This window comes from Nonomuraea sp. NPDC050790, from assembly GCF_044456745.1.
Taxonomy (GTDB): Bacteria; Actinomycetota; Actinomycetes; order Streptosporangiales; family Streptosporangiaceae; genus Nonomuraea.
Genome location: NZ_JBITGF010000003.1, coordinates 861,474 through 887,413 on the forward strand (window position 1 = coordinate 861,474; position 25,940 = coordinate 887,413).

The window sequence follows — 25,940 nt, forward strand, 5'->3', positions numbered from 1 at the left end:
GTCAGTCTCCAGCCAGGTCGATCGTCAGCTTGTTCACGTGGAAGGCCTCGGCGTAGCGGCTGTTGCACTCGATGCCGCGAAGGCGCATCAGGCCGAGGAAGGTCTCGCGGTCGAACCAGGAACGCCGGCGCTGCGAGGGGTAGAACAGGTGGAGCAGGTCCGCCTTGCGCTCGGCGAGTTCGGGCTCGATCGGATGGTAGGCGCTGGGCCGGCCCATGTCGCCGTCCCACTTGGCGATCTCGTAGCCGAGCGTGAGATGGTCGCGGAAGGCCGTCGGCACCAGCTTGGCCAGGCCCCGGTGGTCCTGGTGGGCGTCGCCCGCCCAGGGGGCGAGGATCAGGTCGGGGTCGGTGGCGGCGCGCAGCTCCTCCAGCGCGTCCTTGGCCCGCTCCCAGTGGGCCGGCAGCCGGCCGTCCGGGATGTCCAGGACGGTCACCTGCACCTCGGCCTCCGGGCAGAACGCCTTCAGCGCGGCCCGCTCCTCGTCCTCCCTGACGGTGCCGCCGCCGGACAGGACGAGCGCGTCCACGCGGGCCGCGCCCAGCGTGAGCAGCGTGGCGCCGGCGCCGATCGCGAGGTCGTCGCAGTGGGCGCCGAGCGCCACGATCCGCTCCAGGCGGCCCGGCCTGAGTCCGATCATGCTTCCCACAGCGCCCACGGACGCTCGCCCCGGCTCCACGAACCGTCCAGCTCCAGGCGCTGGTTGACGGTGTCGCTCGGGCGCCAGTAGCCGCGGTGCTTGTAGGCGAGCAGGCGGCCGCGCTTGGCCAGCTCCATACAGCCGTCGGCCACCAGGTCGCCGCCCTCGGGGATGTGGTCGAAGATCTCCTGGCGCAGCACGAAGAAGCCGCCGTTGATCCACAGCGGCATCTCGCTGACCGGCGTGATGCCGCCGACCAGGCCCTCCTCGCCCATCTCGATGACGTGGAAGGTGTTGGACGTCGGCGGCACCACCATCATCGACGCGCCCGCGCCCGAGGCGGCGAAGCGGTCGATGATCTCGGGCAGCGGCGCGTCGGTCACCACGTCGGCGTAGTTGGCCAGGAACATCTCATCGCCGTCCAGGCGCTCGCGCACCCGGCGCAGCCGCTCGCCGATCGGCGAGTCGAGGCCGGTGTCGACCAGCGAGATCCGCCAGTCGGAGATGTCCGTCTCCAGCATCTCGATCGTGCCGTCGCGCAGCGCGAACTGGTAGGTGAGGAAGAAGTCCTTGATGTGCTGGGCGCCGTAGCCCAGGCACAGGATGAAGTCCTTGTGGCCGAAGTGGGCGTAGTACCGCATCACATGCCATAACAGCGGCCGGGGGCCGACGAGCTGCATGGGCTTGGGGATGTCACCGCCCACGCCCTCGTGCCGCATGCGCGTGCCGCGCCCTCCGCAGAACAGGACGACCTTCACTGGACGACCTCCAGCCTGGGGATCGGGAAGACCAGCCGGCCTCCCCACTCGCGGACGAAGGCGAGCTGCTCGACCAGCTCGTCACGCAGGTTCCACGGCAGGACCAGCACGTAGTCGGGCCGGTCGGCCTCGATCGCCTCCGGGGGCAGGATCGGGATCCTGCTGCCGGGGGTGAACCTGCCGTGCTTGTACGGGTTGCGGTCCACCGTGTACGCCAGCAGGTCCGGCCGGATGCCGCAGTGGTTGAGCAGGGTGTTGCCCTTGCCCGGCGCGCCGTACCCGACGACGGTCTTGCCCGCGTCGGCGGCGTCGATGAGGAAGCGCAGCAGGTCGCGGCGGACCTTGGCGACCCGGGCGGCGAAGTCGGCGTACCCGGAGATCTCGTGCAGTCCCGCGGCCTTCTCCCTCGCCAGGACGTCGGCCACCCGCTCCGACGGCGTCCCCTCCGGCTTGGCCCACAGCCGGATCGAGCCGCCGTGCGTCGGCAGCAGCTCCACGTCCACGAGCGTCAGCCCGCCTGCGGCCAGCGCGCGCTGCGCGGAGGCGGCCGTGTAGTACTGGAAGTGCTCGTGGTAGATCGTGTCGTACTGGTTCAGCTCCATGAGCGTGAGCAGGTGCTGCACCTCGATCGCGACCACGCCGTCGTCGGCCACCAGCGCCCGAAGGCCCTGGGTGAAGCCGACCACGTCCGGGATGTGCGCGTAGACGTTGTTGGCGACGACCACGTCGGCGGGGCCGTGCTCCTCGCGCACCCGCCGGCCCACCTCGGGCGACAGGAACTCGGTGAGCGTCGGCACGCCCTTCTCCACCGCGGCCGCGCCCACGTTGGCCGACGGCTCGATGCCCAGGCAGCGCACCCCGCGCTCGACCACGTGCTGCAGGAGGTAGCCGTCGTTGCTGGCCACCTCCACCACGAACGAGTCCGGCCAGAGCGCCAGCCCGTCCACGAAGCGGCGGGCGTGCTCCACCCAGGAGGAGGAGTAGGAGGAGAAGTAGGCGTACTCGGAGAAGGTGTCCTCGGGGGTGATCAGCGGCGGGAGCTGGGCCAGCCAGCACTCCGTGCACACCCGCAGGTGCAGCGGGAAGGTCTGCTCGGGCTGGTCAAGGCGGTCGGCGGTCAGGAACAGCTCGCACGGCGGCGTCGCGCCGAGGTCCACCACACCGGCCATCGCGCCCGATCCGCAGAGGCGGCAAACGATCATGTCAGCTCGACCTAGCCCTTTCAGGAGTGTTCGTGTGATGCTGCGCCTTATGAAGCCCCTGAGCATCGACGGTGCGTGGGAGTTCACCCCACGCGTCCACGCCGACCCTCGCGGCGCCTTCCTGGAGGCCTACAGAACCGCCGACCTCCCGCGCCCCTTCGAGACCGTCCAGGTCAACTGCTCGGTCTCCAAGGCGGGCGTGCTGCGCGGGGTGCACTTCGCCGACGTGCCTCCCGGGCAGGCGAAGTACGTGATGTGCGTGTCCGGCGCGATCCTCGACGTCGTCGTCGACCTGCGCGAGGGCTCCCCGGACTTCGGCCGCTGGGAGGCGGTGCGCCTCGACTCCGACGAGCGCAGGGCCGTGCTCATCGCCGAAGGGCTCGGGCACGCCTTCCTCGCGCTCAGCGAGCAGGCCACGGTGGTCTACCTGTGCTCCTCGGGCTACAACCCCGGCGGCGAGCACGGCGTCCACCCCCTCGACCCCGACCTCGGCATCGCCTGGCCGGTGGACGAGCCGCTGCTGTCGGACAAGGACGCCGCCGCGCCCGCGCTGAAGACGGCGCTGGAGTCGGGACTCCTGCCGTCCTACGCCGCATGCCGGGAGTTCTACGCGGGACTGCACTGACGACCGGCTCTCGTGGCCAGCACCGGCCAGGCGGCGTGCAGCGCCGTACGCCAGTCGCGCAGCGTCTCGCCCCTGGTGTGGGCGAGCAGGCTGTTGGCCGGGCGCTGGGCCGGCATCGGGTAGTCGGCCGTGGTGATCGGCCGGACCCGGTCGGGGCTCGTGCCGAGCAGGGTGAAGATCTCGCGGGCGAAGCCGTACCAGGTGGTCTCGCCGGCGCTGGTGCCGTGGTAGACGCCGGGCGGCCGGTCGGACTGGGCCAGCCGGACGAGGTAGTCGGCCAGGTCGGCGGTCCAGGTGGGCTGGCCGCGCTGGTCGTCGACCACGTCCACGGTCTCGCGCTCACCGGCCAGGCGGATCATGGTCTTGACGAAGTTGCGGCCTGCCGCGCCGTACAGCCAGGCGGTGCGCACCACGTAGTGACCGGCGGCGGCGACCTCTCCGGCGAGCTTGCCGCGCCCGTAGGCGTTGACCGGACTGGGCTCGTCATCCTCCAGGTACGGCCGCGCCGACCGCCCGTCGAAGACGTAGTCCGTCGAGAGCTGCAATAATCGCGCCCCGGCCCGCACGCACGAGTCGGCCAGCGCCTCGACCGCCGTGCCGTTGATCGCCAGGGCCTCGTCCTCGTGCTTCTCGGCGTCGTCCACCGCCGTCCAGGCCGCGCAGTTGACCACCACGCGCGGCTTGTAGGCGCACACGAAGTCGCGCACCGCGCGCGGGTCGCACAGGTCGAGGTCGGCGCGGCTCAGCGCGATCACCGGCTCCCCGGTGAGGGCGATCCGCTCCAGCACGTCGGTGGCCAGCATGCCGCCGCCACCGGTGATCAGCCAGCGCATCAGTCGTCCCACCGGTCCCCGTGCTCGGCGTACCAGCGGACGGTGTCCTTCAGCCCCTGGTCGAAGTCGACCTCGGGCCGGTAGCCGAGCGCGCGCAGCTTCGTGTCGTCGAGGGAGTAGCGCCGGTCGTGGCCCTTGCGGTCGCGCACGTACTCGACCAGGTCCCAGTCCTTGCCGCAGGCGTCGAGCAGGCGGCCGGTCAGCTCCAGGTTGGTCAGCTCGGCGGTGCCGGCGATGTGGTAGACCTCGCCCGGCTCGCCCTTCTCCGCGACGAGCCTGATGCCGGCGCAGTGGTCGCTCACGTGGACCCAGTCGCGGACGTTGCCGCCGTCGCCGTACAGCGGGACCTTCCTGTTCCTGAGCAGGTTCCTGACGAAGAGCGGGATGACCTTCTCCGGGTACTGGCGCGGGCCGTAGTTGTTGCCGCAGCGGGTGATCGAGACGTCCAGGCCGTGGGTGACGGCGTAGGCGCGGGCCATCAGGTCGCCGCCGGCCTTCGCCGCCGCGTACGGCGAGCGGGGCTGCAGCGGCGCGTCCTCGGTCCAGGAGCCGATGTCCACCGAGCCGTAGACCTCGTCGGTCGAGACCTGGACGACCTTGCGCGTGCCGGCCGACAGGCAGGCGTCGAGCAGGGTCTGGGTGCCGAGCACGTTGGTGCGCACGAACTCGGCGGCGCCGTCGATCGAGCGGTCCACGTGCGACTCGGCGGCGAAGTTCACCACGAGGTCGTGGCCGGGCACCACCTCGTCGAGCAGCGCGCCGTCGCAGATGTCGCCGTGGACGAACGTGTGGGGCACCTCGTCGAGGTTGCGCCGGTCGCCGGCGTAGGTGAGCTTGTCGAGCACGGTGATCTCGGCGCCGTCGTCCGCGCACAGGCGCGCGTACGCCGACCCGATGAACCCCGCGCCACCGGTGATGAGGATTCTCATGAGCTGATCTGGACCTTGCTGTGATCGCCCAGCACGAGGCGGTGGGCTCTGGGCGTGTTCGGGGCGGGGGTGACCTGGACGTCGTGGCCGATGAGCGAGGACTCGATGCGCCGCACGCCCTCGATGGAGGCGCGCGGCAGCACGATGGAGTACTCGATCTCGCTGTCGGCCACCACGCAGTCGGCGCCGATCGAGGTGAACGGGCCGACGTAGCTGTCGGTGACGCGCGCGCCGGCGCCGATGACGGCGGGTCCGACGACGCGCGAGCGCTCCACGCGGGCGCCCGGCTCCAGCCGCACCCGGCCGATCAGCTCGCTGTCCAGGCTCTCTCCCCGTACGGCCGGCTCCGTCGACTCCAGCACCAGCCGGTTGACCTCCAGCATGTCCTCGACGTTGCCGGTGTCCTTCCAGTAGCCGGTGATGGTCGTGGACTCGACGTGGTAGCCCCGGTCGATCAGCCACTGGATGGCGTCGGTGATCTCCAGCTCGCCGCGCCAGGACGGCTTGAGCTCGGCCACCGCCTCGTGGACGGCGGCGGTGAAGAGGTAGACGCCGACCAGGGCCAGGTCGCTCTTGGGGTGCTGCGGCTTCTCCTCCAGGCTCTTGACGCCGCCGTCGGGGTGCAGTTCCGCGACGCCGAACTGGCGGGGGTCGCCGACGCGGGTCAGCATGATCTGGGCGTCCGGCTTTCTCGCCATGAATCCGGAGACGATGTCGTTGATCCCGCCGACGATGAAGTTGTCGCCGAGGTACATGACGAAGTCGTCGCCGCCCAGGAAGTCGCGGGCGATGAGCACCGCGTGCGCCAGCCCGAGCGGCGCCTCCTGCCGCAGGTAGGTGACCTCCAGCCCGAACGCGGAGCCGTCGCCGACGGCCGCCTCGATCTCGGCGTGCGTGTCACCGACCACGATGCCCAGCTCGCGGATGCCCGCCGCGGCGATCGCCTCCAGCCCGTAGAACAGGACCGGCTTGTTGGCGACGGGCACCAGTTGCTTGGCCGAGGTGTGGGTGATCGGCCTGAGCCGGGTCCCCGACCCTCCGGCGAGGACGAGTGCTTTCACGGCTAGTAGGCCCCTTCTCCACGGGTGACGACCGACCAGGTCTTCCAGAGGATCTGCAGGTCGAGGATGAGCGACCAGTTCTCGACGTACCTGAGGTCGAGCCGTACCGACTCCTCCCAGGTTAGGTCGGAACGGCCGCTGACCTGCCACAACCCGGTCATGCCCGGTTTGACCACCAGGCGCCTGCGCACGTCCACGCCGTACTCGGCGACCTCCTCCGGCAGCGGCGGGCGCGGGCCGACGAGCGACATGTCGCCGGCGACGACGTTGAGCAACTGGGGCAGCTCGTCGATGGAATATCGGCGCAGGAAAGCGCCCACCCGGGTGACGCGTGGATCGTTCCTAATCTTGAAGAGCACGCCGTCGAACTCGTTCTCGTCGAGGAGGGTGTGCTTGAGTTGCTCGGCGTTTACCACCATTGTCCGAAATTTCAGGACCTTAAAGGTCCGGCCGTCCCTGCCCACCCGCGTCTGGCGGAACAAAACGGGCCCGGGACTGGTCAGCCGGATCGCCAGCGCGATACCCAGCAGCGGCATCGACAGCAGCAGCACGGCCAGCGCCGCGACCACCCGGTCGAAGGCGTTCTTCACCACCCGCTTGGCACCGCCGAACTCCGGATGCTCCAGGTGCAGCAGCGGCATCCCCGCCACCGGCCGGATGCTGATGCGCGGCCCCGCCACGTCCATGAGCGCCGGCGCGACGAACAGATCCGTCTTGTCCGTCTCCAGGCTCCAGGCCATCCTGCGCAGCGTGGTCCCGTCGAGCTCGGGACAGGCCAGCACCGCCACGGCGTCCGCCCCGACCTTGGCCACGACCTCGGCCACGTCGGCGAAGGAGCCGAGCACCGGCGTCCCTTCGAGGTCGGCGCCCATGGAGTCCGGCGGCAGGCACGCGCCCACGACCACCATGCCGTGGTGCGGCTGGCGGCGGAAGGTCACCACCAGGTCCAGCACGGCCTCCCGGTGTCCGACCGCGATGACGTGGCGCATGTAGTCGCCGACCGCCCGCCTGCTGTGCAGGCGTTTGCGCATGCGGTAGCGGAAGTAAAGCGTCGTGATGATCGCCAGCGGCAGCGTGGCCATGACGAAGCTCCTGGCGACGGCCGTCTGGGTGGCGTACGCGCCGATGGCCACCGCCGCCATCAGCCCGACGCCGCCGTTGAAGACCGCGCGGAACTCGTCAGTGCCCTCGCCGTGGGCTCGCTGACGGTACGCGCCGCCCAGCGTCAGCGCGAGCGGCCAGGCGACGAGCAGCCCGAGGCCCAGCGCGAACTCCTCCGCCGGGATGTACGCGCCGAAGGCCAGCCGTACCCCGAAGACGAAGGCGCAGCAGACCACCGCGCAGACGACGTCGCCCAGTAATAAGAGCCGTAGATACGCCCGCGTCCAGATACTGGATGCGTGACGCGGCATGGCCTGGAGGAGCACGACATCGGACTCCCCTATCCCCACCCTCATAACACCCCACCTGCAACTCTCGGCACCGCAATAACGTGACGTTCCTTGAAGCGCATGGGTTTACCCACATCCCACATGAACTCAAGGGCGGCGGCCCCCACTAAAGAGTAAAGATCGATTCCATGCTGGGGAATAACGCACTATGTCCACAATCGGACGCTAGGGCGCAGATTTCAGACCTTGACGGAACGATCCAAAGATGCAGCGAAGAGCAGGAGAAATGTCTGTTTGATCATCAGAAACCCAGCGATACCGCCAGAATTCAGGAACTAGTCATACTCCAGGTCTGGCAATGCGGACGGCGGATCCGGACTGCGCCAGACGACCACAACTCCGTCCTGCACCGATTCGGCGGCGACGGCCAGCCGGTCGAGATCGAAGTCGGGGAGATACCGCAGCCGCGCGAGGAACGTCGCGTCGGTCGCCGACCTCGGCACCACGCAGCCCTCGCCGTCGCGATCCAGCAGGATGTAGAGAACGTCGGCCCCGGATTCGGTGACAACCCGCACCTCGACCACGTCCTCCCACGCCAGCGCCTCGACGCTGCCGTCGGAGTAGTGCCGGGTGACGCCCTCCTCGGTGACGTACACGTAGGAGTCCGGCATCGGGTTGCCGTGCATGGGCGCGATTCTCGCGACTCCTGCCCTCCTCCCGCAAGGGCCTGCGCTTATACGTGCCTGCTGTCGGTGAGCCCCAGCGTCGCCTCGAACGCCGTCACCATCTCCTGCGGCGCCGTCAGGCACCACGCCTCGGCGACCAGCTCCCACAGCTCGTCGGGGTCGATCCTGTCCAGGTGCACGACCACCCATCCGAACCGCCCGGCGGTGAACTGCACCTCGAACACCTCGGGCCGCTCCGCCACGAGCGCCATCTGCTCCTCGATGGTGGCCTTGAGCCCGACCGTCTCCGTGCGCTCCCACAGGTAGCCGAAACCCCGCCCGCGGACCTTCATGCTGGTCCACTCGCCGCCGTCGCTGAGCTTGTGCTCGGGCAGGCGCCCCAGCATCTCCAGGAACTCGTCAACGGTGATACCCATGCCCTCAGGTCTAGCAGAGCGTACCGACAATTGCCCCACCGGCCGCCGATCCGGCAGTCAGTAGGGTGGGGGCATGTCGGCTCCCCGGTTCGGAGTCCTGGGGCCGTTGGAGGTCAGGGGCGAGGACGGCGCGCCCGTCGCGCTCGGCGGTCCGCGCCCCCGGGCGCCGCTGGCTCTCCTGCTGCTGGAGGCCGGCCGGCTGGTCAGCATCGAACGCCTCATCGACGGCCAGTGGGGCGAGGACCCTCCGGCGGGCGCGGTCAACGCGATCCAGGCCCACGTCTCCCGGCTGCGGCGGCAGCTCCCGCCCGACCTGATCGAGTTCCACGGCACCGGCTACCGGCTCGTGGTCGACCCCGACGACGTGGACGCCCACCGCTTCGAGCACCTGGCCGCCGAGGGCCGCACGCTGCTGGCCGCCGCACAGCCCGAACGCGCCGCCGCCACGCTCCGCCAGGCCCTCGCGCTGTGGCGCGGTCCCGCCCTGCCGGAGGTGACCCACGCCGCCGCCCAGGTCGCCCGCCTCGACGAGGTACGGCTGGCCGCGACCGAAGACCTGATCGAGGCGGAACTGTCCCTGCCCGCGGGCACCTCGGTCGCCGCCCTGAGACAGCTCGTCTCCTCGCACCCGCTGCGCGAGCGGCTGCGCGGCCAGCTCATGCGCGCCCTGCACGCCGGCGGCCAGCAGGCGGCGGCCCTGGAGGTCTACGAGGAGGGACGCAGGCTGCTGGCCGAGGAACTGGGCGCCGACCCCTCCCCCGAGCTGGCCGAACTCCACCTGGCGATGCTGCGCGCCGACGCGCCCAGGGCGGGCGGCCGGCTGTCCGCGCCCCTGACCAGCTTCGTCGGCCGTGAGGCCGAGCTGGAACGGCTCGCCGCCCTGTCCACCACCCGCCTGGTCACGATCACCGGCCCGGGCGGCACCGGCAAGACCCGCCTGGCAGTGGAGTCGGCCAGGCGGCACGTCAGTTCCGGCGGTTCCGCCAGTTCCGGGGGTTCCGCCACGTCCGCCAGGTCCAGCACTTCCAGCGGTTCCAGCGGTTCCAGCGGTTCCAAGGGTTCCGGCGGTCTTGGCGGTTCCTCCATTTCCCGGAATTCCGGGGGTTCCGGGGGTTCCGGGGGTTCCGGGGGTTCCGGGGGTTCCGGGGGTTCCGGGGGTTCCGGGGGTTCCGGTGGTTCTGGGGGAGCTGTCTGTTTTGTGGACCTGTCGGCGGTGGCCGACGGTGGCCTGGTGCCCCACGCGGTGACGGCGGCGCTGGGCGTGCGCGAGACCGGGCTGGGCCTGCTGCGCCCGCAGGATCCCGTCGAGCGGATCGTGTCCGCGCTGGCCGAGCGGGACCTGCTGCTCCTGCTGGACAACTGCGAGCACGTGATCGAGGCGGCGGCGCTGCTGACCAGGCGGCTGCTGGACGCCTGCCCGAAGCTGTCCGTGCTGGCCACCAGCCGCGAGCCGCTCGGGCTGACCGGCGAGGTACTCGTCCCGCTGGCCCCGCTCGCGCTGCCGCCCGACGACGCCGAGCCCGGCGAGTGGACGCGCGCCCCAGCCGTGCGGCTGTTCACCGAGCGCGCGGCGGCGGTCCGCCCGGGGTTCGAGCCGGGACCCGAGGTCGTGGAGATCTGCACCGCGCTGGACGGCTCGCCGCTGGCGATCGAACTGGCCGCCGCGCGCCTGCGCTCCTTCACCGTGGCCGAGATCGCCGCCCGGCTGGCCGAGCACGGCCGGTTCAAGCTGCTCTCCCGAGGCGACCGCACCGCCGCCGCCCGGCACCGGACGCTGCGGGCGGTCGTCGACTGGAGCTGGAGCCTGCTCAGCCAGGAGGAGCAGGTGGTGGCCAGGCGGCTGAGCGTGTTCGCGGGCGGCGCGGACCTGGCGGCGGTCGAGCGGGTCTGCGGCGACGGCGAGGTGCTGGCCGACCTGGTGGACAAGTCGTTCGTCGAGGCCGCCGACGGGCGGTATCGGATGTTCGAGACCGTCCGGCTGTTCTGCGCGGAGAAGCTGGAGGAGGCCGGCGACCCCGCCCGGGACGCGCATGCCGCCTATTTCCTGGAACTCGCGCAGGAAGCCGACCCCTGGCTGCTGCGGGCCGAGCAGCTCGACTGGCTGGCCAGGCTCTCCGCCGAGCACGCCAACCTCCAGGCGGCGCTGCGGCACGCCGTACGCCACGATCCGGCGACCGGGCTGCGGCTGGTCGGCGCGCAGGCGGCCTACTGGTTCCTGAGCGGGCGCCGCGGGCAGGCCGCCGCGTCGGCGCGGCATCTGCTCGACCGGGTGGGTGAGCCGCCGGCCGAGCTGGGTGAGGAGTACGTGTTGTGCGTGCTGCTGGCCGTACCGGATGTGGGGGCAGAGCAGTGGGCACGGGCGGAGGCGATCATGAACGCGCTGGACCGTCCGCTGCGCTACCCGTTCGGGACGGTGCTCTGGGGCATGGTCGCGGGCCCCGGCGCGCCCAGCGTCAACCGGCGGCGGGAGCGGCTGCTCGGGACCGGGCCGTGGAGCAGGGCCGTGGCGGTGCTGGGCCAGGCGCTGATCCACCAGCTCGACGGGCGTCCGGCCGAGGCCGAGCGCGGGTTCGAGTCGTCGCTGGCCAGCTTCACCGCCGTCGGCGAGCGGTGGGGCATGGCCCAGAACCTGGAGTCGCTGGCCATCCTGGCGAGCTGGCGCGGCGAGTGGACGCGGGCCCGCGAGCTGTGGCAGCGGGCCCTCGACCTGCTCGGCGAGCTGGGCGCGGTCGACGAGGTCGTGGACATCCTGTGCCGCCGGGCCGGCGGGCTGCTGCGCGAGGGCGACGAGGAGGCGGCGGCCGCCGACGTGGCCAGGGCCGCCGAGCTGGCCCGCACCACCGGGCGGCCGGCGATCGTCGAGCTCGCGCAGGGCGAGCTGGCCGAGCGGCGCGGCGACCCGGCCGCGGCTCGCGAACACTTCGAGCGCGCGCTGGCGACCGTTCAGCCCGGCCTTTACGTGACCGAGGGCATGCGGCCGTACGCGCAGACCGCCCTCGCGCTGCTGGCCGCGCGCGAGGGCGACACCGCGCGGGCGCGCGCGCTGCACGCCGAGGCCCGCGCGGGCGGCCCGCGCTCACTTTCCGGCGACCTGGCCGCCGTCGTCGAGGGCCACGCCGCCCTCGCCCTCCTCGACGGTACGGCGGAGCGCGCCGCCTACCTGCTCGGCGCGGCCGTGGCGCTGCGCGGCATGGCCGTCACCGGCGACCGCGACGTGGCCGAGACGGCCGCGGCGGCGACGCGGGCGATCGGCGCCGAGCTCTTCGCCGAGCACTACGCCAAGGGCGCGGCGCTGAGCAGGGAGCAGGCACTGACCGTGCTGTGGTGACCGTGCTGTGGTGACTGTCAGCCGGACGTCGCCGGGCTGTCAGCGCCTCCGCCCAAGCTCGTAGACATGCAGAACAGCAACATCCTCATCTCCGGCGCGAGCATCGGCGGCCCCGCGCTCGCCTACTGGCTGGCCCGCCGCGGCTTCAACGTCACCGTCGTCGAGAAGTCGCCCGCGCTGCGGACGGGCGGCCAGACCGTCGACTTCAAGGGCGAGACGCACCGGATCGTCCTGGAACGGACCGGCATCCTGCACGAGGTGCTGAAGCACCAGACCGGCGGCACCGACCAGCAGATCATCGACGCCCGCGGCCGGCGGCTGGCGACGCTCCCCGGCTCCTTCACCGGCGGCGACATCGAGATCGGGCGCGGCGACCTGTCCCGCATCCTGCACGACGTCGGCGTCGCGGCCGGAGCGCGCTATGTCTTCGGCGACTCCGTCACCTCGCTGACCGAGACCGAGGGCGGCGTGCACGTCACCTTCGAGCGGGGCGCGCCGCGTACCTTCGACCTGGTGGTCGGCGCGGACGGCATCCACTCCAACATCCGCAGGCTGGCCTTCGGTCCCGAGTCCCGCTACGTCAGCCACCGCGGCCACTACTACGCGCTGGCCGACCTGCCCGAGCGCTTCGCCGGCCCGGCGCTGATGTACAACGAGCCCGGCCGGATGATCGCCCCCGGCGGGCCGAAGGCGGGCGCGTTCTTCGTCTTCGCCGCCGGCGAGCTGTCCTTCGACCGCCACTCGGCCGAGGACATGCGGCGGGTCGTACGGGAGCACTACCGGGGCATGGGCTGGCGGAGCGCGGAGATCCTGGCGGCGATCGAGAACGTCTACCTGGACTCGGTCAGCCACGTCCGCCTCGACCACTACTGCAAGGGCCGCGTGGCGCTGATCGGGGACGCCGCCTATGGCAACACGCTGGGCGGGTTCGGCACCGGTCTGGCGATGGTGGCGGCGTACGTGCTGGCCGGTGAGCTTTCCGCGAGCGGCGGCGAGCACCGGGCCGCCTACCGGGCCTACGAGGACGCCTTCCTCGAGTACGCCAAGATCGCGCGTACCGGGAACGCCGGGCCGTTTCTCGCGCCGGTCACCAGGCGCGGGATCAGGATGCGCAACTGGATCTTCAAGTACCGGTTCCTGCTGGCGGCCATGATGAAGGTGGGCGACCGGGCGGCCACGAACATCGAGCTGAAGGACTACGCCTGACGTCTCTACCTCGACGTCCGCGCCGCCTTGCGCAGCCTGCTCTGTACGGCCCGCCGTACCAGAGGGCCCATCTCGTCCAGGACGCCGACCAGCACGGCGAGCTGTTCGAGCGAGTCCAGCGCCTTCGCGGCGCCGTCGGCGTCGACCCCCTCGTACAGTTCGAGCCCGATGAACGCGGCGGCCACCGAGCGCGCCAGCCCGGCCACGTCCACCAGCTCGGCCAACGGGGTCTCGCGCAGCACCCGCGCCAGCGTGTGTTCCAGCTCGACCACCCACAGGTTGAGGCCGGAGGCGGTCGCGGGGGCCAGTTTGGGGTCGGTCTGGCTGCCGGCCAGCAGTTGCGCGAGCACGGCGATGTTGCCGGACTCCTGCTCCTCATCGTGGATGGCGCGGCCGAGTTCGAGCAGCTCGCCAAGGGTCGTGACGGCGGCGAAGCGCTCGCGGTAGTGGGCGACCCGCTCGGTGGAGCCGTGTTCGCACGCCTCGGCCAGGAGCTGGTCGACGCTGCCGAAGTGGTAGAACACCAGCGCCTGGTTGACTCCCGCCTCGGTGGCGATCGTGCGTGCGGACACGCCGGCGATGCCCTGGGTGCGCAGCGTGGCCAGGGCGGCGTCGAGCAGCTTGGCGCGGGTGGTGGTGGACATCGGCTCCTCTTCTCACTGAAGGGTAGATCGGCCTGAGCGACCGCTCAAGTCAGCCCCGGCTCCCGCAATGGGGTATATCGGTACTAGGAGGGATATTTCGTGTCGGGGATAGCTTTGCGGGAATGGCGGGATGATGATGCCTCTGTGGTGCTTCGGGCGTTCCAGTCCGAGGACATGCGCAGACAGGCGCCCTGGCCCATGATCACCATCAAGGATGCCCAGGGCTGGATCGCCGCCTGGGAGGGCGTCGGCCACGCGTTCGCCGTGACGCTGGACGGCCTGGTCGCCGGCAACGTCGCCGTCACCGGCATCGACCGCCACCTCAACGGCTGGGTCTCCTACTGGACCGTCCCCGAGGCCCGCGGCAGAGGCGTGGCCGCCGCCGCCACCTCGATGCTCGCCGAATGGGCCTTCGAGGAGCGCGGCCTGTTCCGCCTCGAACTCGGCCACCGCGTCAACAACCCCGCTTCCTGCAAGGTCGCTCTCAAGGCCGGATTCCAGGCCGAGGGCATCGAACGCGCCAAGCTCAGCTACGACGGCGTCCGCTTCGACGTGGAACGCCACGCCCGCCTGGCCACCGACTAGCGCAGATCCTCCAATAACCGGTCGAGCAGCCGCACCGCGGGCTCGGCCACCTCGATCGTGTACTCGTCCAGCAGCACCAACGCCTCCTCCAGCGTCGGCACACTCGCGCGCGCCAGCTCGACGAGCGGCTCGTGCTCCGCGAGCACCTCCCCCTCCACCCGGTACGCGCCATCGTCGACCGCCACAGAAACGGCGAACCGGACCTCCCGCCCGTCGGGCAGCGTGAAGACGGTGCCCGCGACCGCTCCGGCGGGCGGGGCGAGATAGGTGAACGGGGCGCTGCGCACGAAGGGATGACGCAGTTCGGCGAGGGTTCCCGCGGCCCGGCTCAGCGCCGAGAGCAGGGCGGCCGCGGCCAGACTCTCGCTGTCCACGCACCCGAGCGTAGATCAGCGACGTCACTCCCGCCACCTCATCGCCTGGACAGGATTGTCTGTTTGTCAGACAATCCTGATATGCGCAATGGCCCGTCCGCCGTCGTCGCCGCCGCCGTCCTCTGGGGCACGGCAGGCACCGCCGGCCTCCTCGTCTCCGCCGACTCGGTGGCCCTGGCCGCCGCCCGCCTGGTGCTGGGCGGCGCCGCGCTGGCCCTGCTGGCCTGGTCGGGGCTGCGCTCCGCCCTGCGACCGAGCCTCCTGCTGGGGGCGGTGGCGGTGGCGGCGTACCAGCTCTGCTTCTTCGCGGCCGTCGCCCGCACCGGCGTGGCGATCGGCACCGTCGTCGCCATCGGCAGCGGCCCCGTCTTCACCGGCCTGCTGTCCTGGTTGCTCCACGGCCGGCGCCCAAGCGCCCGCTGGTCAGCCGCGACAACCGCCGCGATAGCCGGCAGTGCCGCCCTCATCGCCGGCAGCGGCACCGACACCGGCGGCCAGGTGCTCTCCGGCATCCTGTTCGCCCTGCTGGGCGGCCTCCTCTACGCCTATTACGCGGTGTCCGCCGCCCAGGCCATCTCCGCGGGCCTGCCGTCCAACGCCGTGATGGGCATCATGTTCGGCGGCGCCGCCGTCATCATGCTCCCCATCCTGTGGTGGCGCGGCACAGCCTGGCTGACGGCACCCCCGGCCCTGCTGGCCGTCCTCTACCTGGGCTTGGGCACCACAGCCCTGGCCTACTTCCTGTACGGCAGGGGCCTGCGCACCACCCCCGTAGCCACAGCCGCCACCCTGGCACTGGCCGAACCCGCGGTGGCAGCCCTCCTGGGCCTGATCGTCCTGGGCGAGAAGCTGGCCCTGCTGTCCGTCCTCGGCCTGGGCCTGCTGGCGATCAGCCTGGTGGCCGTAGCCCTTCCGGAACCACGCCCGGCGAGCCGCTAGAGTGCCAGGGTGCCGTTCAGACCCGTGTCCACCGTCGACGCGCTGGCCGGAGCGCTACGCACCCGAGTCCTGTCCGGCGACCTGGTTCCAGGCACCTCACTACCAGAACAGGAAATAGCCGCCACGTACGGCGTGGCCCGCCCCACGGTGAGGGAGGCGCTGGCCGTACTGGTCCACGAGGGACTGCTCCGCCGCGAACGCAACCGCAGCGCCCAGGTCCGCCTGGTAACGGCCGAAGACCTCGACGACCTCATGTACGTCCGCCGCCCGCTGGAAGACCTGATGGCCAAGGCGTTGGCCGGCCAAAGAGTCCAAGAGGCGGAAACGGCCCTGGCCCGCCTGGCGGCTCTCGCAGAGCAGGCCCCCTGGTCCGAAGTGGTGGCCGAACACATGGCCCTGCACCAGGCCCTCATCGAAGCGGTAGGCAGCCCCCGCCTGGAACGCCTCTACAGCACCCTGGCCGCCGAAACCCAGTTGGGCGTGGTCCGCCTACGCAAGGTCTACCAGGACCGCGACATACTGGTCAGAGAACACCAGGACCTCCTGAACGCAATAGCCGAAGGCCCAGAGGCCGCAGCCAGAGCCGCAGTAGCCCACCACCTAAGCCACACCTGGGGCACCTAAAAGCAAGACCCTCCCACAGCCGAAGACGCTGGCAAAGGTTATCCCCAGACCCTTCCCAACCGTGTACGAGCCCCCGACGGGCGTGCGATTATCGCACCATGAGCACGCTCGATTGGAACGAGATCGGGCAGCGAGTCCGTGAAGCACGGCTGGCCGTGAAGCTGTCCCAGGAACAGCTCGCCCAGCGAACCGATCTCGACAGGACCATGATCAGCAAGATCGAGGCCGGTTCGAGGCGGCTCGACGCACTGGAACTCGCCCGCGTTGCCCGTGCACTGGACATGCCACTCGGCCACTTTCTCCATGCGCCACCGGCGGTGATGTCACACCGCGCGCCACTGGCCGAGGACACCACGGCAGAAGCCACCCAGGCCTCGTATCGCATCGACAGCGCTCTGGCCATGTGGATTCGGGAGATCCGCCTGCTCATGTCGTTGAACATGCTGCAGCCGAACCCCATCAAGCAGTACCCGCACAAGGTCGACGGCCCTCATGCCGCCGCGGCCGCCGCCAGATGGCTGAGAGCCCAGCTCAACCTGGGAACCGGCGCCATAGAGTCGATGGCCGGCCTTTGCGAACGGTGCGGTCAGTACGTCCTGGTGATCGATCTGCCTGGGGACGGGGCATCAGCAGTGGACGACGACGTAGCGGCAGCCGTGGTGAGCCTCAAGGGAGATCCCGGTCGCCGGCGCAGCACCGCCGCCCACGAGCTCGGTCATCTCATTCTTGGCGACGAGTACTCGACAGACATAGCAGTCAGTGCCTCCCGCGCGGAACGCGAGAACATGGTGGACGCCTTCGCGGCGGAACTCCTACTGCCGGCGGAAGCGATCGTGCGCGCCGTCAGCACAGAGAGCGCGAATCGATCGACATTCGTACGGCTGGCCGCCGTGTATCGCACCTCATGGAGCATGACCCTGCGACAGGCACGAGCGGCTGAGGCCATGACGCCGCACGAGGAGAAGAAGCTGCGAGCCTGTCCCCCGACCTTCGCAGAGTTCAGAGACTCCGTCGGCTGGACGCCCCAGCCGGACCTCGACTCGATCCGCGTGCCCCCGAGCGTCGCGCACGCGGTGATGACCGCGTACCGACATGGCCACATCACCAGCGATCGTGCGCTGGAGTTAATGCACGGGCAGCTCGGCGACCCCGCGGACCTACCACCGAGGCTCGACGAAGACGAGGCTCCATGACGTCCGCGTCCCCGGGCGAGGACCCGCTCCCCCACTGGTGGTCGATGCCATGGTGCTGAACCACTTCGCCAGGTCCGACCGTCTGGACGTCCTCGGCGCCAGCGTCTCGTCCATGTCGACCACGCACATCGTCGCGACGGAGGTCGACAAGTACTCCGCCGCGTTTCCATCCCTGCGATCCATCACAGATCTCGAATGGCTGCGCATCCTCCCGCAGGACACCGACGAAGAGCTGATCGCCTTCGGGCAGTGGGTCGATCTCCTGGGTGCGGGCGACCACAACCTCGGCGAAGCCAGCGTCTTCACCGCCGCCGAAACGCACGGCCTGATCGCCATCACAGACGACCGCAACGCGACCAAGGTCGGCCGCAAGCGAGGGCTCGAGATCCACGGCACGGTATGGCTCCTGACGCGGCTTCTCCGACTCGGCAAGATGACACTCGTGGAAATCCGCAGCCACATCGACGCTCTGCGAGAGACCGGGATGCGGCTACCGTGCACCGGACGCGACCTCACCCGATGGGCACGCGAACGCGGACTGCTCTGAGAAACGGCATCCACGACTGGCGCGTCCCAACGAACCTCACCGAGAACGGCGCTGGCCCATGATCGATGCCGGATGTACCGAGCGACCGTGGGCCAGGGTCTAGCTGGCTGCGCGGGTCTATGCCTCGCCGGAGGTCAGGCCGACGGGGCAGGCCACGCCGGTGCCGCCGATGCCGCAGTAACCGTTGGGGACCTTGTAGAGGTACTGCTGGTGGTAGTCCTCCGCGTAGAAGAACTCCGGGGCCGGGGCGAGCTCGGTGGTGATGTCGCCGTAGCCCGACTGCTTGAGGACCGCCTGGTAGGCGTCCCTCGAAGCCAGCGCGGACTTCTCCTGCGCAGGCGAGTGGTAGTAGATGGCCGAGCGGTACTGGGTGCCGACGTCGTTGCCCTGGCGCATGCCCTGGGTCGGGTCGTGGTTCTCCCAGAACACCTTCAGGAGCTCCTCGTACGACACCTTCGCGGGGTCGTACACCACGCGCACCGCCTCGGTGTGCCCGGTGGCGCCGGTGCAGACCTCTTCGTAGGTGGGGTTCTCGGTGTAGCCGCCCTGGTAGCCGACCGCGGTCGTGTAGACGCCTTCGGTCTGCCAGAACTTGCGCTCGGCGCCCCAGAAACAGCCGAGGCCGAAGTCGGCGATCTCCAGCCCCTCGGGGTACGGCGGCGCCAGCGGAGCGTCGAGGACCGCGTGCCGCGAGGGCACCGGGATCCGGGCGGAGCGCCCCGGCAGGGCGTCCTCCTGACGGACCATCGATGTCTTGTTGCTGCCGAACAGCCAACCCATGGTGCACCTCCTGGTCTCACTGTACAGAGCACTGCAGAGGCACAAACCGTTAAGACCACCTAAATAGTCCCACATAGTAGTACGCGTTTGTGTTTAAGCATGTAATGTCCGAAAATGGGCTACATGCCTGACGAGAAGCGTGGTGTGTTGTTCGGGGTCGCGGCCTACGCGATGTGGGGTCTGTTCCCCCTCTACTGGCCGCTCCTCAAGCCCTCGGGGGCGCTTGAGATCCTCGCCCACCGCATGGCCTGGTCGCTGGTGGCCGTGGTCGTGATCCTCGCGGTCAGGCGGCACTGGTCGTGGTTCAGGGAGTTGCTGCGGCAGCCCAGGAAGCTCGCCCTGCTGGCCCTGGCCGCCGTGATCATCACGGTCAACTGGGGCACCTACATCTACGCCGTCAACACCGGCCACGTCGTCGAGGCCGCTCTCGGGTACTTCATCAACCCGCTGGTCAGCGTGCTGTTCGGGGTGCTGCTGCTGCGGGAGCGGCTGCGGCCGATGCAGTGGGCGGCGGTCGGGTTCGGAGCGCTGGCGGTGGTGGTGCTCACGCTCGACTACGGCAGGCTGCCGTGGATCGCGCTCACGCTGGCCATCAGCTTCGGCGTGTACGGGCTGGTCAAGAAGCAGGCCAACGTGGGTGCGGCCGAGAGCCTCACCGTCGAGACTCTGGTACTGCTCACGCCCGCCCTCGCCTACCTCGTCTTCCTGGAGACCTCGGGCCAGGCCACGTTCGGCCACACCAACCCGGGCCACGCGCTCCTGCTGGCCGGAGCGGGGCTGATCACGGCGGTGCCGCTGCTGTTCTTCACCGCCTCGGCGATCCGGGTGCCGCTGAGCACGATCGGCGTCCTGCAGTACATCGCGCCGATCCTGCAGTTCCTGTGCGGCGTCCTGATCGCCAAGGAGACCATGCCGCCGAGCCGCTGGATCGGCTTCTCGATCGTGTGGCTGGCCCTGTCGGTCTTCACCTACGACAGCATCAGCGCCGCCCGCGCCAACCGGAAGAAGGCCGCCCTGGTCGAGACGACGGTCTGACCGTCCTCGACGTACGGCCCGCCGCCGAAACCCAGAGCGGCCCCAGAAAGGGAGCTCCGGGCCGGCGGCCAACCACGCCGCAAATCACACTTCGACCCGAAATATCCCGAAAAATCAGCCCGAGCGCTCCACCACGTAATCGCACAGAGCCAGAAACGCGTCCTTGGCCGGGATGTCCGGCAGCCCCGACAGGTCCTTCCGCGCCCGATCCACCCAGGCGTCCAACTCGGCCCGCGCCTGAGCCATCGCCGGATGCGCCCGCAACAGCGTCAGCGCCTCCTCGACGTCCTCCTCCGCCACCGGCCCCGACAGCAACGTCTTGAGCCGCGAGTCCTCGGGCGAGGCCAGCAGATACAGGACGGGCAGCGTGCGAATGCCCTCACGCAGATCCGTCCCCGGCGTCTTGCCCGACTCCGACGAGGTGGAGGCCACGTCCAGCAGGTCGTCACCGAGCTGCCACGCCACGCCGATCGCCTCGCACGCCCGGCTCAGCCGCTCCTCCACGCCCGCCGGAGCGTTCGACAGCAGCGCGCCGAACCGTCCCGAGGCGGCGATGAGCGAGCCGGTCTTGTCGGCCAGCACGTTGATGTAGAAGGAGATCGGGTCGTCGCCGGGCTGCGGGCCGACCGTCTCCCTGATCTGGCCCTGCACGAGCCGGGAGAACGTCTGCGCCTGGACCCTGATCAGCTCGGGGCCGAGGTCGGCCAGGAGGTCGGAGGCCTGGGCGAACAGGTAGTCGCCGGTCAGGATGGCCACGGTGTTGTCCCACCGGGCGTTGGCCGACGGGGAGCCGCGCCGTACCGGAGCCTCGTCCATGACGTCGTCGTGGTAGAGCGAGCCGAGGTGCGTGAGTTCGATCACCACCGCGCCCGGCACGACGCCGGGCGCGGACGGATCGCCGAACTGGGCCGCCAGCAGCAGCATCAGCGTGCGGAACCGCTTGCCGCCCGCCTCGATGAGGTGCTTGGACGCCTCCGTGACGAAGGCGTCCTCGCTCTCCACCGACGAGCGCAGGAGCTTCTCGACCGCGCTCAGGCCACTGGCGATGTCCTGCGCCAACCGCTCGTCCTCAATGGGCAGATCAACAACCGGTGGCGCGGACATAGATACCCCTTATCTGATGAACAGGCCGGACGCAGCCTGGTTGGCGATGTCGAGTGCGGGCTGCGGGAAAAGCCCGACTCCTACCGTAACCAGCAGCGCGACGCCGATGACCACCGCGGTGCCCATGCTGGGCGCGACCACGGTGGGGCCGTCGGCGGCGGGCTCGCTGAAGAACATCAGCACGATGACGCGGACGTAGAAGAAGGCCGCGATCGACGAGGCGATGACACCCACGACGACCAGGCCGGTCATCCACGCGCCCATCGAGTCTCCGGTCTGTGCGCCGCTGTTGACGGCCGCCGCGAACACGGCGTACTTCCCGAAAAACCCGCTGGTCAGAGGGATACCAGCGAAAGCCAGCAGGAAGAAAGCGAACACACCGGCAAGCAGCGGAGATCGCTTGCCGAGTCCGGCCCAGCGGGACAGATGACCCGCCTCGCCGCCGGGGTCGCGCACCATGGTGACCACGGCGAACGCGCCCACGGTGGTGAAGCCGTAGACCAGCAGGTAGAACAGGATCGCCGACAGCGAGGTCGCGTTCTTCTCCGCGGCCTCGAACGTCGCCATCACGCCGATGAGCAGGAAGCCCGCGTGCGCGATGGAGGAGTAGGCGAGCATGCGCTTGATGTCGGTCTGCGTGATCGCCAGGATCGCGCCCACGATCATCGTCAGCGCCGCGACCACCCACATGACCGGACGCCAGTCCCAGTCCAGGTTGCCCAAAGCCACCCAGAACACCCGCAGGACCGCGCCGATGGCCGCCACCAGCGTGCCGGAGGCCATCAGGGCGGTGACCGGCGTCGGGGCGCCCTGGTAGACGTCGGGCTTCCACGCGTGGAAGGGGGCCGCACCGATCTTGAAGAGCAGGCCCACGCCGAGCAGCGAGAAGCCGAGCAGCAGCAGCGGGTCCAGGAGCGAGCCGGTCGACATCGCCTGGCTGATCCCGGGCAGGCTGACCGTGCCGGCGTAGCCGTAGATCATGGCCATGCCGTACAGGAAGAAGGCAGAGGAGAACGCGCCGAGCAGGAAGTACTTCAGCGACGCCTCCTGCGACAGCAGGCGGCGCCGGCGGGCCAGCCCGCACAGCAGGTACAGCGGCAGCGACATGACCTCAAGGGCCACGAACATCACCAGCAGGTCGTGCGAGGCCGCGAACAGCAGCATACCGCCGACGGCGAAGAGCACCAGCGGGTAGACCTCGGTGTGCGCGCCACCGCTGATCTCCGCCTCCTCCTCTTCCGCACTCCCGGGTACGGCTGCCGCCGAAGCGACGAAGTGGCCGTCGTCGTTGACCATCAGCACGGCGCCCAGCGAGAGCACCAGGATGACGCCCCAGATGAACAGCGAAGGCCCGTCCACCGCGATCGCGCCCATGGCGGAGGCGGTCGTCGGCACGCCACCCCTGGCGACCTGCACGATGACCAGCGCGAACGCGCCGATCAGGCTCAGCAGCGACAGCGGCACCTGGATGGACTTGCGCAGGTAGCGCGGCGCGAACGCCTCCACCAGGACGCCGATGGTGGCCGCGCCGAAGACGAGCAGCAGCGGCGCGAGCTGCCCGTACTCGATGGTCGGCGCCTCGAAGCCGTTCACTCGCCGGCTCCCTTCTCAGCGATGGCGGGGTTCTTGACGTCCACGTTGGTGAGCGTGTGCTGCACCGATGGGTTGATCACGTCCAGCAGCGGCTTCGGGAAGAAGCCGAAGCCGATGATCAGGGCGACGAGCGGGGCGAGCACCACGACCTCGCGGACGTTGAGGTCCTTGAAGCCCTTGACCGACTCGGCCGTCGGGCCGTTCAGCGCCCGCTGGACCATCCACAGGATGTAGACGGCGGCCAGGATGACCGCGACCGCGGAGACGATCGCCGCCACCGCGAGCGCGCCGGACCCGAACGCCTCGCTGGAGTACGTGCCGATCATCACCATGAACTCGCTGACGAACGACGACAGACCCGGCAGCGACAGACCCGCCAGACCGGCGACCAGGAAGAACCCGGCCAGGACCGGGGCAACCTTCTGCACGCCTCCGTAGTCCGCGATGTACGGCGAGCCGCGCCGGGCGATCAGGAAGCCCGCGACCAGGAACAGCGCGCCGGTGGCGAACCCGTGGTTGACCATGTAGAGGGCGGCGCCGGACTGCGCGATCTGCGACATCGCGAAGACGCCCATGACGATGAAGCCGAAGTGCGAGATCGAGGTGTAGGCGATCAGGCGCTTCATGTCCGTCTGCCCGATGGCCACGATCGCGCCGTAGATGATGCTGATCACCGCCAGCACCACGATCGGCATCGTGAACGCCTTGGCCGCCGCCGGGAAGAGCTCCAGGCAGAAGCGGAGCATCCCGAACGTGCCGACCTTGTCGAGCACGCCCACCAGCAGTACGGCGGCGCCCGCCGGAGCCTGGGCCGCCGCGTCGGGCAGCCACGTGTGCACCGGCACCAGTGGCGCCTTGATCGCGAAGGCGATGAAGAATCCGGCGAACAGCCACTTCTGCGTGGCCGGGTCCTGGATGGCGCCGACGAGCTCGGGGAACATGAACGTGCCCTTGCCCGCCGCGAAGTACAGCCCGATGACCGCGACCAGCATGAGCAGGCCGCCGAACAGCGAGTACAGCAGGAACTTCACGGCCGCGTAGGACCGCTGGGCGCCGCCGTAGGAGCCGATCATGAAGTACATCGGGATCAGCATGGCTTCGAAGAAGATGTAGAAGAGGAAGATGTCGGTCGCCGCGAAGACGCCGATCATCATCGTCTCCAGCACCAGGAGCAGCGAGAAGTAGGTCTTGACCGACCGCTTCGGCGCGATGACCGTGCCGTCCGCCGTCTTGACGCCGTCGGCGTCGTTCCACGAGGCCAGCACCACGATCGGCACCAGCACCACGGACAGGGCGATCAGCACCAGGGCGACGCCGTCCACGCCGACGCCGAACTTGACCCCGAAGCTGGGGATCCAGTTGTACTCGGCCACGAACTGGAAGCGGTCGCCGCGCGGGCTGAACTGCACCGCCATGACGAGCGTCAGCACCATGACGACCAGGGAGACCAGCAGGGTCACCTGCTTGGCCAGCTTGTCGCTGCCCTTGGGAAGCAGGGCCACCACGACGGCGCCCAGCACGGGCACCGCCATGAGAATTGGGAGCCAGGGTGACATCAGATGTTCCCAACGAGGAGCAGGGCGCCGGCCAGGAGGGCCGCACCGAACAGGATGGACAGCGCGTACGTTCTGGCGAAGCCCGTCTGCAGCCGCCGCATGCGGCCGGAGGTTCCGCCGATCGCCGCCGCCAGCCCGTTGACCAGGCCGTCGACGCCGCGGTTGTCGAAGAAGACGGCGATCCTGGTCAGCCACTGGCCGGGGCGCATGAACAGCGACTCGTTGAGCGCGTCGCCGTACAGGTCACGCCGGGCGAAGACGGTGAGGAAGGATCCGCGCGGGGCGAGCTCGGGGACCTCGGCCCTGCCGTACTTGAACCACGCGATGGCCACGCCGACCGCGACCAGCGCCAGCGTGATGCCGCCGGGGCCGCTGACGATGTGGAACTCGGGAGCCTCCGCGGCCGCGCCCACAGCCGGCGAGAGCCAGTTGTAGAGCGTGTTGTTGAGCACCAGGTAGCCGCCCAGGAAGATCGCGCCGAGCGACAGAATCATCAGCGGGACCGTCATCACCGCGGGCGACTCGTGCGGATGGGCGTCCTTGTCCCAGCGCGCCTTGCCGAAGAAGGTCATGAAGACCATGCGCGACATGTAGAAGCCGGTCAGGCCGGCACCGAGCACCGCGAGCCAGCCGAGCACCTGGTTGTGGTGCAGGGCGGTCTCGATGATGCCGTCCTTCGTGAAGAAGCCGGACATCAGCGGGAAGCCGATGATCGCCAGGTAACCGATGATGAAGGTGACCGCGGTGATCTTCATCTTGCCGAACAGCGCGCCGTACTTGCGCATGTCGACCTCGTCGTTCATGGCGTGCATGACCGAGCCGGCGCCGAGGAACATGTCGGCCTTGAAGAAGCCGTGCGTGATCAGGTGGCCGATCGCGAAGGCGTACCCGACGGGGCCGAAGCCGGCGCCGAGCATCATGTAGCCGATCTGCGACATCGTCGAACCGGCGAGGCCCTTCTTGATGTCGTCCTTGGCGCAACCGATGATCGCACCGGCCAGCAGCGTGGCACAGCCGACGATCGCCGCGGCCAGCGCCGCCGTGGAGCCGAGCGGGAAGAAGAACGCGCCCGAGCGGACCACCAGGTAGACGCCGGCGGTGACCATGGTCGCGGCGTGGATGAGGGCCGAGACCGGGGTCGGGCCCTCCATCGCGTCCAGAAGCCAGGACTGCAGCGGGAGCTGGGCCGACTTGCCGCACGCGCCGAGCAGCAGCAGGAGCCCGATCGCGGTCAGCGTGCCCGAGGACGCCTCGCCCACCTTGCCCTGCAGGTCGCCGAAGGCCAGCGTCCCGAAGGAGGTCCAGATGATGAACATGCCGACCAGCAGGCCGAAGTCGCCGACGCGGTTGACGATGAACGCCTTCTTCGCCGCGACCGCCGCCGACGGCTTGAACTGCCAGAACCCGATGAGCAGGTAGGACGCGAGACCCACGCCCTCCCAGCCGATGAACAGCCCGACGTAGTTGTCGGACAGCACCAGCAGCAGCATCGCCGCGACGAACAGGTTCAGGTAGGCGAAGAACCGGCGCCGCTCGGGGTCGTGCGCCATGTAGCCGATCGAGTAGATGTGGATCAGCGATCCGACACCCGTGATCAGCAGCGCGAAGCTGATCGACAGCGGGTCGATCAACAGCCCCATGTCGACCATGCCGGGGATGAACTCATAAAGGTGTACGGCCTGCCGCCGCGCGTCCTCGGGAAGCCCGAGCAACTCCACGAACCCGAGCACCGCCACGACGAACGAGGCGAGCGACATCGCCACGCCCAGCAGGTGTCCCCACTTGTTCGTGACCCTGCCGAGGACCAGCAGGATCGCGGCGCCGAGAAGTGGCAGGGCGATCATCAGCCATGACACACCGATCGCGCCGCTGCCGGCGAAATCGGCGATCT

The 25,940-nt window shown here is 69.8% G+C and carries 25 protein-coding genes; 9 read left to right on the top strand and 16 right to left on the bottom strand.

All coding sequences use genetic code 11. The annotated features are described in order from the left end of the window. Position 1: 1 nt before the first annotated feature. Genes ACIBEJ_RS19135 through ACIBEJ_RS19145 form a run of 3 tightly spaced genes read right to left on the bottom strand, consistent with a single transcriptional unit; the run spans position 2 to position 2,600 of the window. A complete protein-coding gene (locus ACIBEJ_RS19135) occupies positions 2–640 on the bottom strand; it encodes a PIG-L deacetylase family protein (RefSeq protein WP_397184056.1) in 639 nt (212 codons plus the stop codon). Next, positions 637–1,398, bottom strand: coding sequence for a glucose-1-phosphate cytidylyltransferase (locus ACIBEJ_RS19140; protein ID WP_397184057.1), 762 nt, complete (start codon positions 1,396–1,398; stop codon positions 637–639). Before ACIBEJ_RS19140 ends, ACIBEJ_RS19135 begins: the two co-directional genes overlap by 4 nt. Further along, the gene (locus ACIBEJ_RS19145; protein ID WP_397184058.1) at positions 1,395–2,600 is read right to left on the bottom strand and encodes a methyltransferase domain-containing protein; all 1,206 of its coding nucleotides are present in this window, start codon (positions 2,598–2,600) and stop codon (positions 1,395–1,397) included. Before ACIBEJ_RS19145 ends, ACIBEJ_RS19140 begins: the two co-directional genes overlap by 4 nt. A gap of 49 nt (positions 2,601–2,649) precedes the next feature. Here ACIBEJ_RS19145 and ACIBEJ_RS19150 point away from each other — a divergent pair, with 49 nt between their 5' ends. Then, positions 2,650–3,225: a dTDP-4-dehydrorhamnose 3,5-epimerase family protein gene (locus tag ACIBEJ_RS19150; protein WP_397184059.1), complete on the top strand. Its 576-nt coding sequence runs from the start codon at positions 2,650–2,652 to the stop codon at positions 3,223–3,225. Here the strand turns inward: ACIBEJ_RS19150 and rfbD are convergent. The 6 genes from rfbD to ACIBEJ_RS19180 form a co-directional block, all read right to left on the bottom strand. Beyond that, entirely contained in the window at positions 3,207–4,058 is an 852-nt protein-coding gene (gene rfbD, locus ACIBEJ_RS19155; protein ID WP_397184060.1) for a dTDP-4-dehydrorhamnose reductase, read from the bottom strand. The two genes, ACIBEJ_RS19150 and rfbD, sit on opposite strands and share 19 nt — an antisense overlap. Next, positions 4,058–4,987: a dTDP-glucose 4,6-dehydratase gene (gene rfbB / locus ACIBEJ_RS19160; protein ID WP_397184061.1), complete on the bottom strand. Its 930-nt coding sequence runs from the start codon at positions 4,985–4,987 to the stop codon at positions 4,058–4,060. The genes rfbD and rfbB overlap by 1 nt, the downstream gene beginning before the upstream one ends. Further along, on the bottom strand, positions 4,984–6,048 hold the full coding sequence (locus ACIBEJ_RS19165) for a glucose-1-phosphate thymidylyltransferase (RefSeq protein WP_397184062.1): 1,065 nt from the start codon (positions 6,046–6,048) through the stop codon (positions 4,984–4,986). The genes rfbB and ACIBEJ_RS19165 overlap by 4 nt, the downstream gene beginning before the upstream one ends. Before the next feature lie 2 nt (positions 6,049–6,050). Further along, the gene (locus tag ACIBEJ_RS19170; protein ID WP_397184063.1) at positions 6,051–7,460 is read right to left on the bottom strand and encodes a sugar transferase; all 1,410 of its coding nucleotides are present in this window, start codon (positions 7,458–7,460) and stop codon (positions 6,051–6,053) included. A gap of 314 nt (positions 7,461–7,774) precedes the next feature. Next, positions 7,775–8,125: a hypothetical protein gene (locus ACIBEJ_RS19175; protein WP_397184064.1), complete on the bottom strand. Its 351-nt coding sequence runs from the start codon at positions 8,123–8,125 to the stop codon at positions 7,775–7,777. A 47-nt stretch (positions 8,126–8,172) separates the two neighbouring features. After that, positions 8,173–8,541, bottom strand: coding sequence for an MmcQ/YjbR family DNA-binding protein (locus ACIBEJ_RS19180; RefSeq protein WP_397184065.1), 369 nt, complete (start codon positions 8,539–8,541; stop codon positions 8,173–8,175). A 73-nt stretch (positions 8,542–8,614) separates the two neighbouring features. Here ACIBEJ_RS19180 and ACIBEJ_RS19185 point away from each other — a divergent pair, with 73 nt between their 5' ends. Both ACIBEJ_RS19185 and ACIBEJ_RS19190 read left to right on the top strand, forming a co-directional pair. Next, positions 8,615–11,869 carry a BTAD domain-containing putative transcriptional regulator gene (locus tag ACIBEJ_RS19185; protein WP_397184066.1) on the top strand — a complete coding sequence of 1,085 codons (3,255 nt, stop codon included), beginning with the start codon at positions 8,615–8,617 and terminating at the stop codon, positions 11,867–11,869. 66 nt (positions 11,870–11,935) lie between these two features. Continuing rightward, entirely contained in the window at positions 11,936–13,075 is a 1,140-nt protein-coding gene (locus ACIBEJ_RS19190; RefSeq protein ID WP_397184067.1) for an FAD-dependent monooxygenase, read from the top strand. 5 nt (positions 13,076–13,080) lie between these two features. On the opposite strand, the gene ACIBEJ_RS19195 is transcribed toward ACIBEJ_RS19190, so the two are convergent. After that, entirely contained in the window at positions 13,081–13,719 is a 639-nt protein-coding gene (locus ACIBEJ_RS19195; RefSeq protein ID WP_397184068.1) for a TetR/AcrR family transcriptional regulator, read from the bottom strand. A gap of 99 nt (positions 13,720–13,818) precedes the next feature. Here ACIBEJ_RS19195 and ACIBEJ_RS19200 point away from each other — a divergent pair, with 99 nt between their 5' ends. Then, positions 13,819–14,304, top strand: a complete 486-nt coding sequence (locus tag ACIBEJ_RS19200; protein ID WP_397184069.1) for a GNAT family N-acetyltransferase — start codon at positions 13,819–13,821, stop codon at positions 14,302–14,304. Here ACIBEJ_RS19200 and ACIBEJ_RS19205 read toward each other — a convergent pair. Beyond that, positions 14,301–14,678 (bottom strand): hypothetical protein, encoded by a 378-nt coding sequence (locus tag ACIBEJ_RS19205; protein ID WP_397184070.1) that lies wholly within the window; start codon positions 14,676–14,678, stop codon positions 14,301–14,303. The genes ACIBEJ_RS19200 and ACIBEJ_RS19205 overlap by 4 nt on opposite strands. An 81-nt stretch (positions 14,679–14,759) precedes the next feature. Here ACIBEJ_RS19205 and ACIBEJ_RS19210 point away from each other — a divergent pair, with 81 nt between their 5' ends. The 4 genes from ACIBEJ_RS19210 to ACIBEJ_RS19225 all read left to right on the top strand — a co-directional run bounded on the left by ACIBEJ_RS19210 (position 14,760) and on the right by ACIBEJ_RS19225 (position 17,981). Next, a complete protein-coding gene (locus ACIBEJ_RS19210) occupies positions 14,760–15,617 on the top strand; it encodes a DMT family transporter (protein ID WP_397184071.1) in 858 nt (285 codons plus the stop codon). A 9-nt stretch (positions 15,618–15,626) separates the two neighbouring features. After that, on the top strand, positions 15,627–16,241 hold the full coding sequence (locus tag ACIBEJ_RS19215; protein ID WP_397184072.1) for a GntR family transcriptional regulator: 615 nt from the start codon (positions 15,627–15,629) through the stop codon (positions 16,239–16,241). A gap of 98 nt (positions 16,242–16,339) precedes the next feature. Continuing rightward, complete coding sequence (locus ACIBEJ_RS19220) at positions 16,340–17,434, top strand: helix-turn-helix domain-containing protein (RefSeq protein WP_397184073.1); 1,095 nt, start codon at positions 16,340–16,342, stop codon at positions 17,432–17,434. 49 nt (positions 17,435–17,483) lie between these two features. Continuing rightward, positions 17,484–17,981, top strand: a complete 498-nt coding sequence (locus ACIBEJ_RS19225; RefSeq protein WP_397184074.1) for a hypothetical protein — start codon at positions 17,484–17,486, stop codon at positions 17,979–17,981. A 117-nt stretch (positions 17,982–18,098) separates the two neighbouring features. Here ACIBEJ_RS19225 and msrA read toward each other — a convergent pair whose 3' ends face one another. Then, positions 18,099–18,761, bottom strand: coding sequence for a peptide-methionine (S)-S-oxide reductase MsrA (msrA, locus tag ACIBEJ_RS19230; protein ID WP_397184075.1), 663 nt, complete (start codon positions 18,759–18,761; stop codon positions 18,099–18,101). Between the two features lie 123 nt (positions 18,762–18,884). Between msrA and rarD the strand changes: the two genes are divergently transcribed. Further along, on the top strand, positions 18,885–19,796 hold the full coding sequence (gene rarD, locus ACIBEJ_RS19235; RefSeq protein ID WP_397184076.1) for an EamA family transporter RarD: 912 nt from the start codon (positions 18,885–18,887) through the stop codon (positions 19,794–19,796). Between the two features lie 114 nt (positions 19,797–19,910). Here rarD and ACIBEJ_RS19240 read toward each other — a convergent pair whose 3' ends face one another. From ACIBEJ_RS19240 to nuoL, 4 genes are read right to left on the bottom strand one after another with little or no spacing between them, the layout of a single operon-like run. Next, positions 19,911–20,900 carry a polyprenyl synthetase family protein gene (locus tag ACIBEJ_RS19240; protein WP_397184077.1) on the bottom strand — a complete coding sequence of 330 codons (990 nt, stop codon included), beginning with the start codon at positions 20,898–20,900 and terminating at the stop codon, positions 19,911–19,913. A gap of 9 nt (positions 20,901–20,909) precedes the next feature. Continuing rightward, on the bottom strand, positions 20,910–22,493 hold the full coding sequence (nuoN, locus tag ACIBEJ_RS19245) for an NADH-quinone oxidoreductase subunit NuoN (protein WP_397184078.1): 1,584 nt from the start codon (positions 22,491–22,493) through the stop codon (positions 20,910–20,912). Next, complete coding sequence (locus ACIBEJ_RS19250; protein ID WP_397184079.1) at positions 22,490–24,049, bottom strand: NADH-quinone oxidoreductase subunit M; 1,560 nt, start codon at positions 24,047–24,049, stop codon at positions 22,490–22,492. The genes nuoN and ACIBEJ_RS19250 overlap by 4 nt, the downstream gene beginning before the upstream one ends. Continuing rightward, complete coding sequence (gene nuoL, locus ACIBEJ_RS19255) at positions 24,049–25,893, bottom strand: NADH-quinone oxidoreductase subunit L (RefSeq protein ID WP_397184329.1); 1,845 nt, start codon at positions 25,891–25,893, stop codon at positions 24,049–24,051. Before nuoL ends, ACIBEJ_RS19250 begins: the two co-directional genes overlap by 1 nt. Positions 25,894–25,940: the final 47 nt, after the last annotated feature.

Excerpts from the sequence above, each read along its gene's own strand:
- ACIBEJ_RS19145 (WP_397184058.1), bottom strand. The coding sequence starts at position 2,600 with ATGATCGTTTGCCGCCTCTGCGGATCGGGCGCGATGGCCGGTGTGGTG.
- msrA (WP_397184075.1), bottom strand. The coding sequence starts at position 18,761 with ATGGGTTGGCTGTTCGGCAGCAACAAGACATCGATGGTCCGTCAGGAG.
- ACIBEJ_RS19180 (WP_397184065.1), bottom strand. The coding sequence starts at position 8,541 with ATGGGTATCACCGTTGACGAGTTCCTGGAGATGCTGGGGCGCCTGCCC.
- ACIBEJ_RS19170 (WP_397184063.1), bottom strand. The coding sequence starts at position 7,460 with ATGCCGCGTCACGCATCCAGTATCTGGACGCGGGCGTATCTACGGCTC.
- nuoL (WP_397184329.1), bottom strand. The coding sequence starts at position 25,893 with ATGATCGCCCTGCCACTTCTCGGCGCCGCGATCCTGCTGGTCCTCGGC.
- ACIBEJ_RS19185 (WP_397184066.1), top strand. The coding sequence starts at position 8,615 with ATGTCGGCTCCCCGGTTCGGAGTCCTGGGGCCGTTGGAGGTCAGGGGC.
- rarD (WP_397184076.1), top strand. The coding sequence starts at position 18,885 with ATGCCTGACGAGAAGCGTGGTGTGTTGTTCGGGGTCGCGGCCTACGCG.
- rfbB (WP_397184061.1), bottom strand. The coding sequence starts at position 4,987 with ATGAGAATCCTCATCACCGGTGGCGCGGGGTTCATCGGGTCGGCGTAC.
- rfbD (WP_397184060.1), bottom strand. The coding sequence starts at position 4,058 with ATGCGCTGGCTGATCACCGGTGGCGGCGGCATGCTGGCCACCGACGTG.
- ACIBEJ_RS19220 (WP_397184073.1), top strand. The coding sequence starts at position 16,340 with ATGAGCACGCTCGATTGGAACGAGATCGGGCAGCGAGTCCGTGAAGCA.
- ACIBEJ_RS19195 (WP_397184068.1), bottom strand. The coding sequence starts at position 13,719 with ATGTCCACCACCACCCGCGCCAAGCTGCTCGACGCCGCCCTGGCCACG.
- ACIBEJ_RS19190 (WP_397184067.1), top strand. The coding sequence starts at position 11,936 with ATGCAGAACAGCAACATCCTCATCTCCGGCGCGAGCATCGGCGGCCCC.
- ACIBEJ_RS19135 (WP_397184056.1), bottom strand. The coding sequence starts at position 640 with ATGATCGGACTCAGGCCGGGCCGCCTGGAGCGGATCGTGGCGCTCGGC.
- ACIBEJ_RS19210 (WP_397184071.1), top strand. The coding sequence starts at position 14,760 with ATGCGCAATGGCCCGTCCGCCGTCGTCGCCGCCGCCGTCCTCTGGGGC.
- ACIBEJ_RS19250 (WP_397184079.1), bottom strand. The coding sequence starts at position 24,049 with ATGTCACCCTGGCTCCCAATTCTCATGGCGGTGCCCGTGCTGGGCGCC.
- ACIBEJ_RS19225 (WP_397184074.1), top strand. The coding sequence starts at position 17,484 with ATGGTGCTGAACCACTTCGCCAGGTCCGACCGTCTGGACGTCCTCGGC.
- ACIBEJ_RS19150 (WP_397184059.1), top strand. The coding sequence starts at position 2,650 with ATGAAGCCCCTGAGCATCGACGGTGCGTGGGAGTTCACCCCACGCGTC.
- ACIBEJ_RS19240 (WP_397184077.1), bottom strand. The coding sequence starts at position 20,900 with ATGTCCGCGCCACCGGTTGTTGATCTGCCCATTGAGGACGAGCGGTTG.
- ACIBEJ_RS19175 (WP_397184064.1), bottom strand. The coding sequence starts at position 8,125 with ATGCACGGCAACCCGATGCCGGACTCCTACGTGTACGTCACCGAGGAG.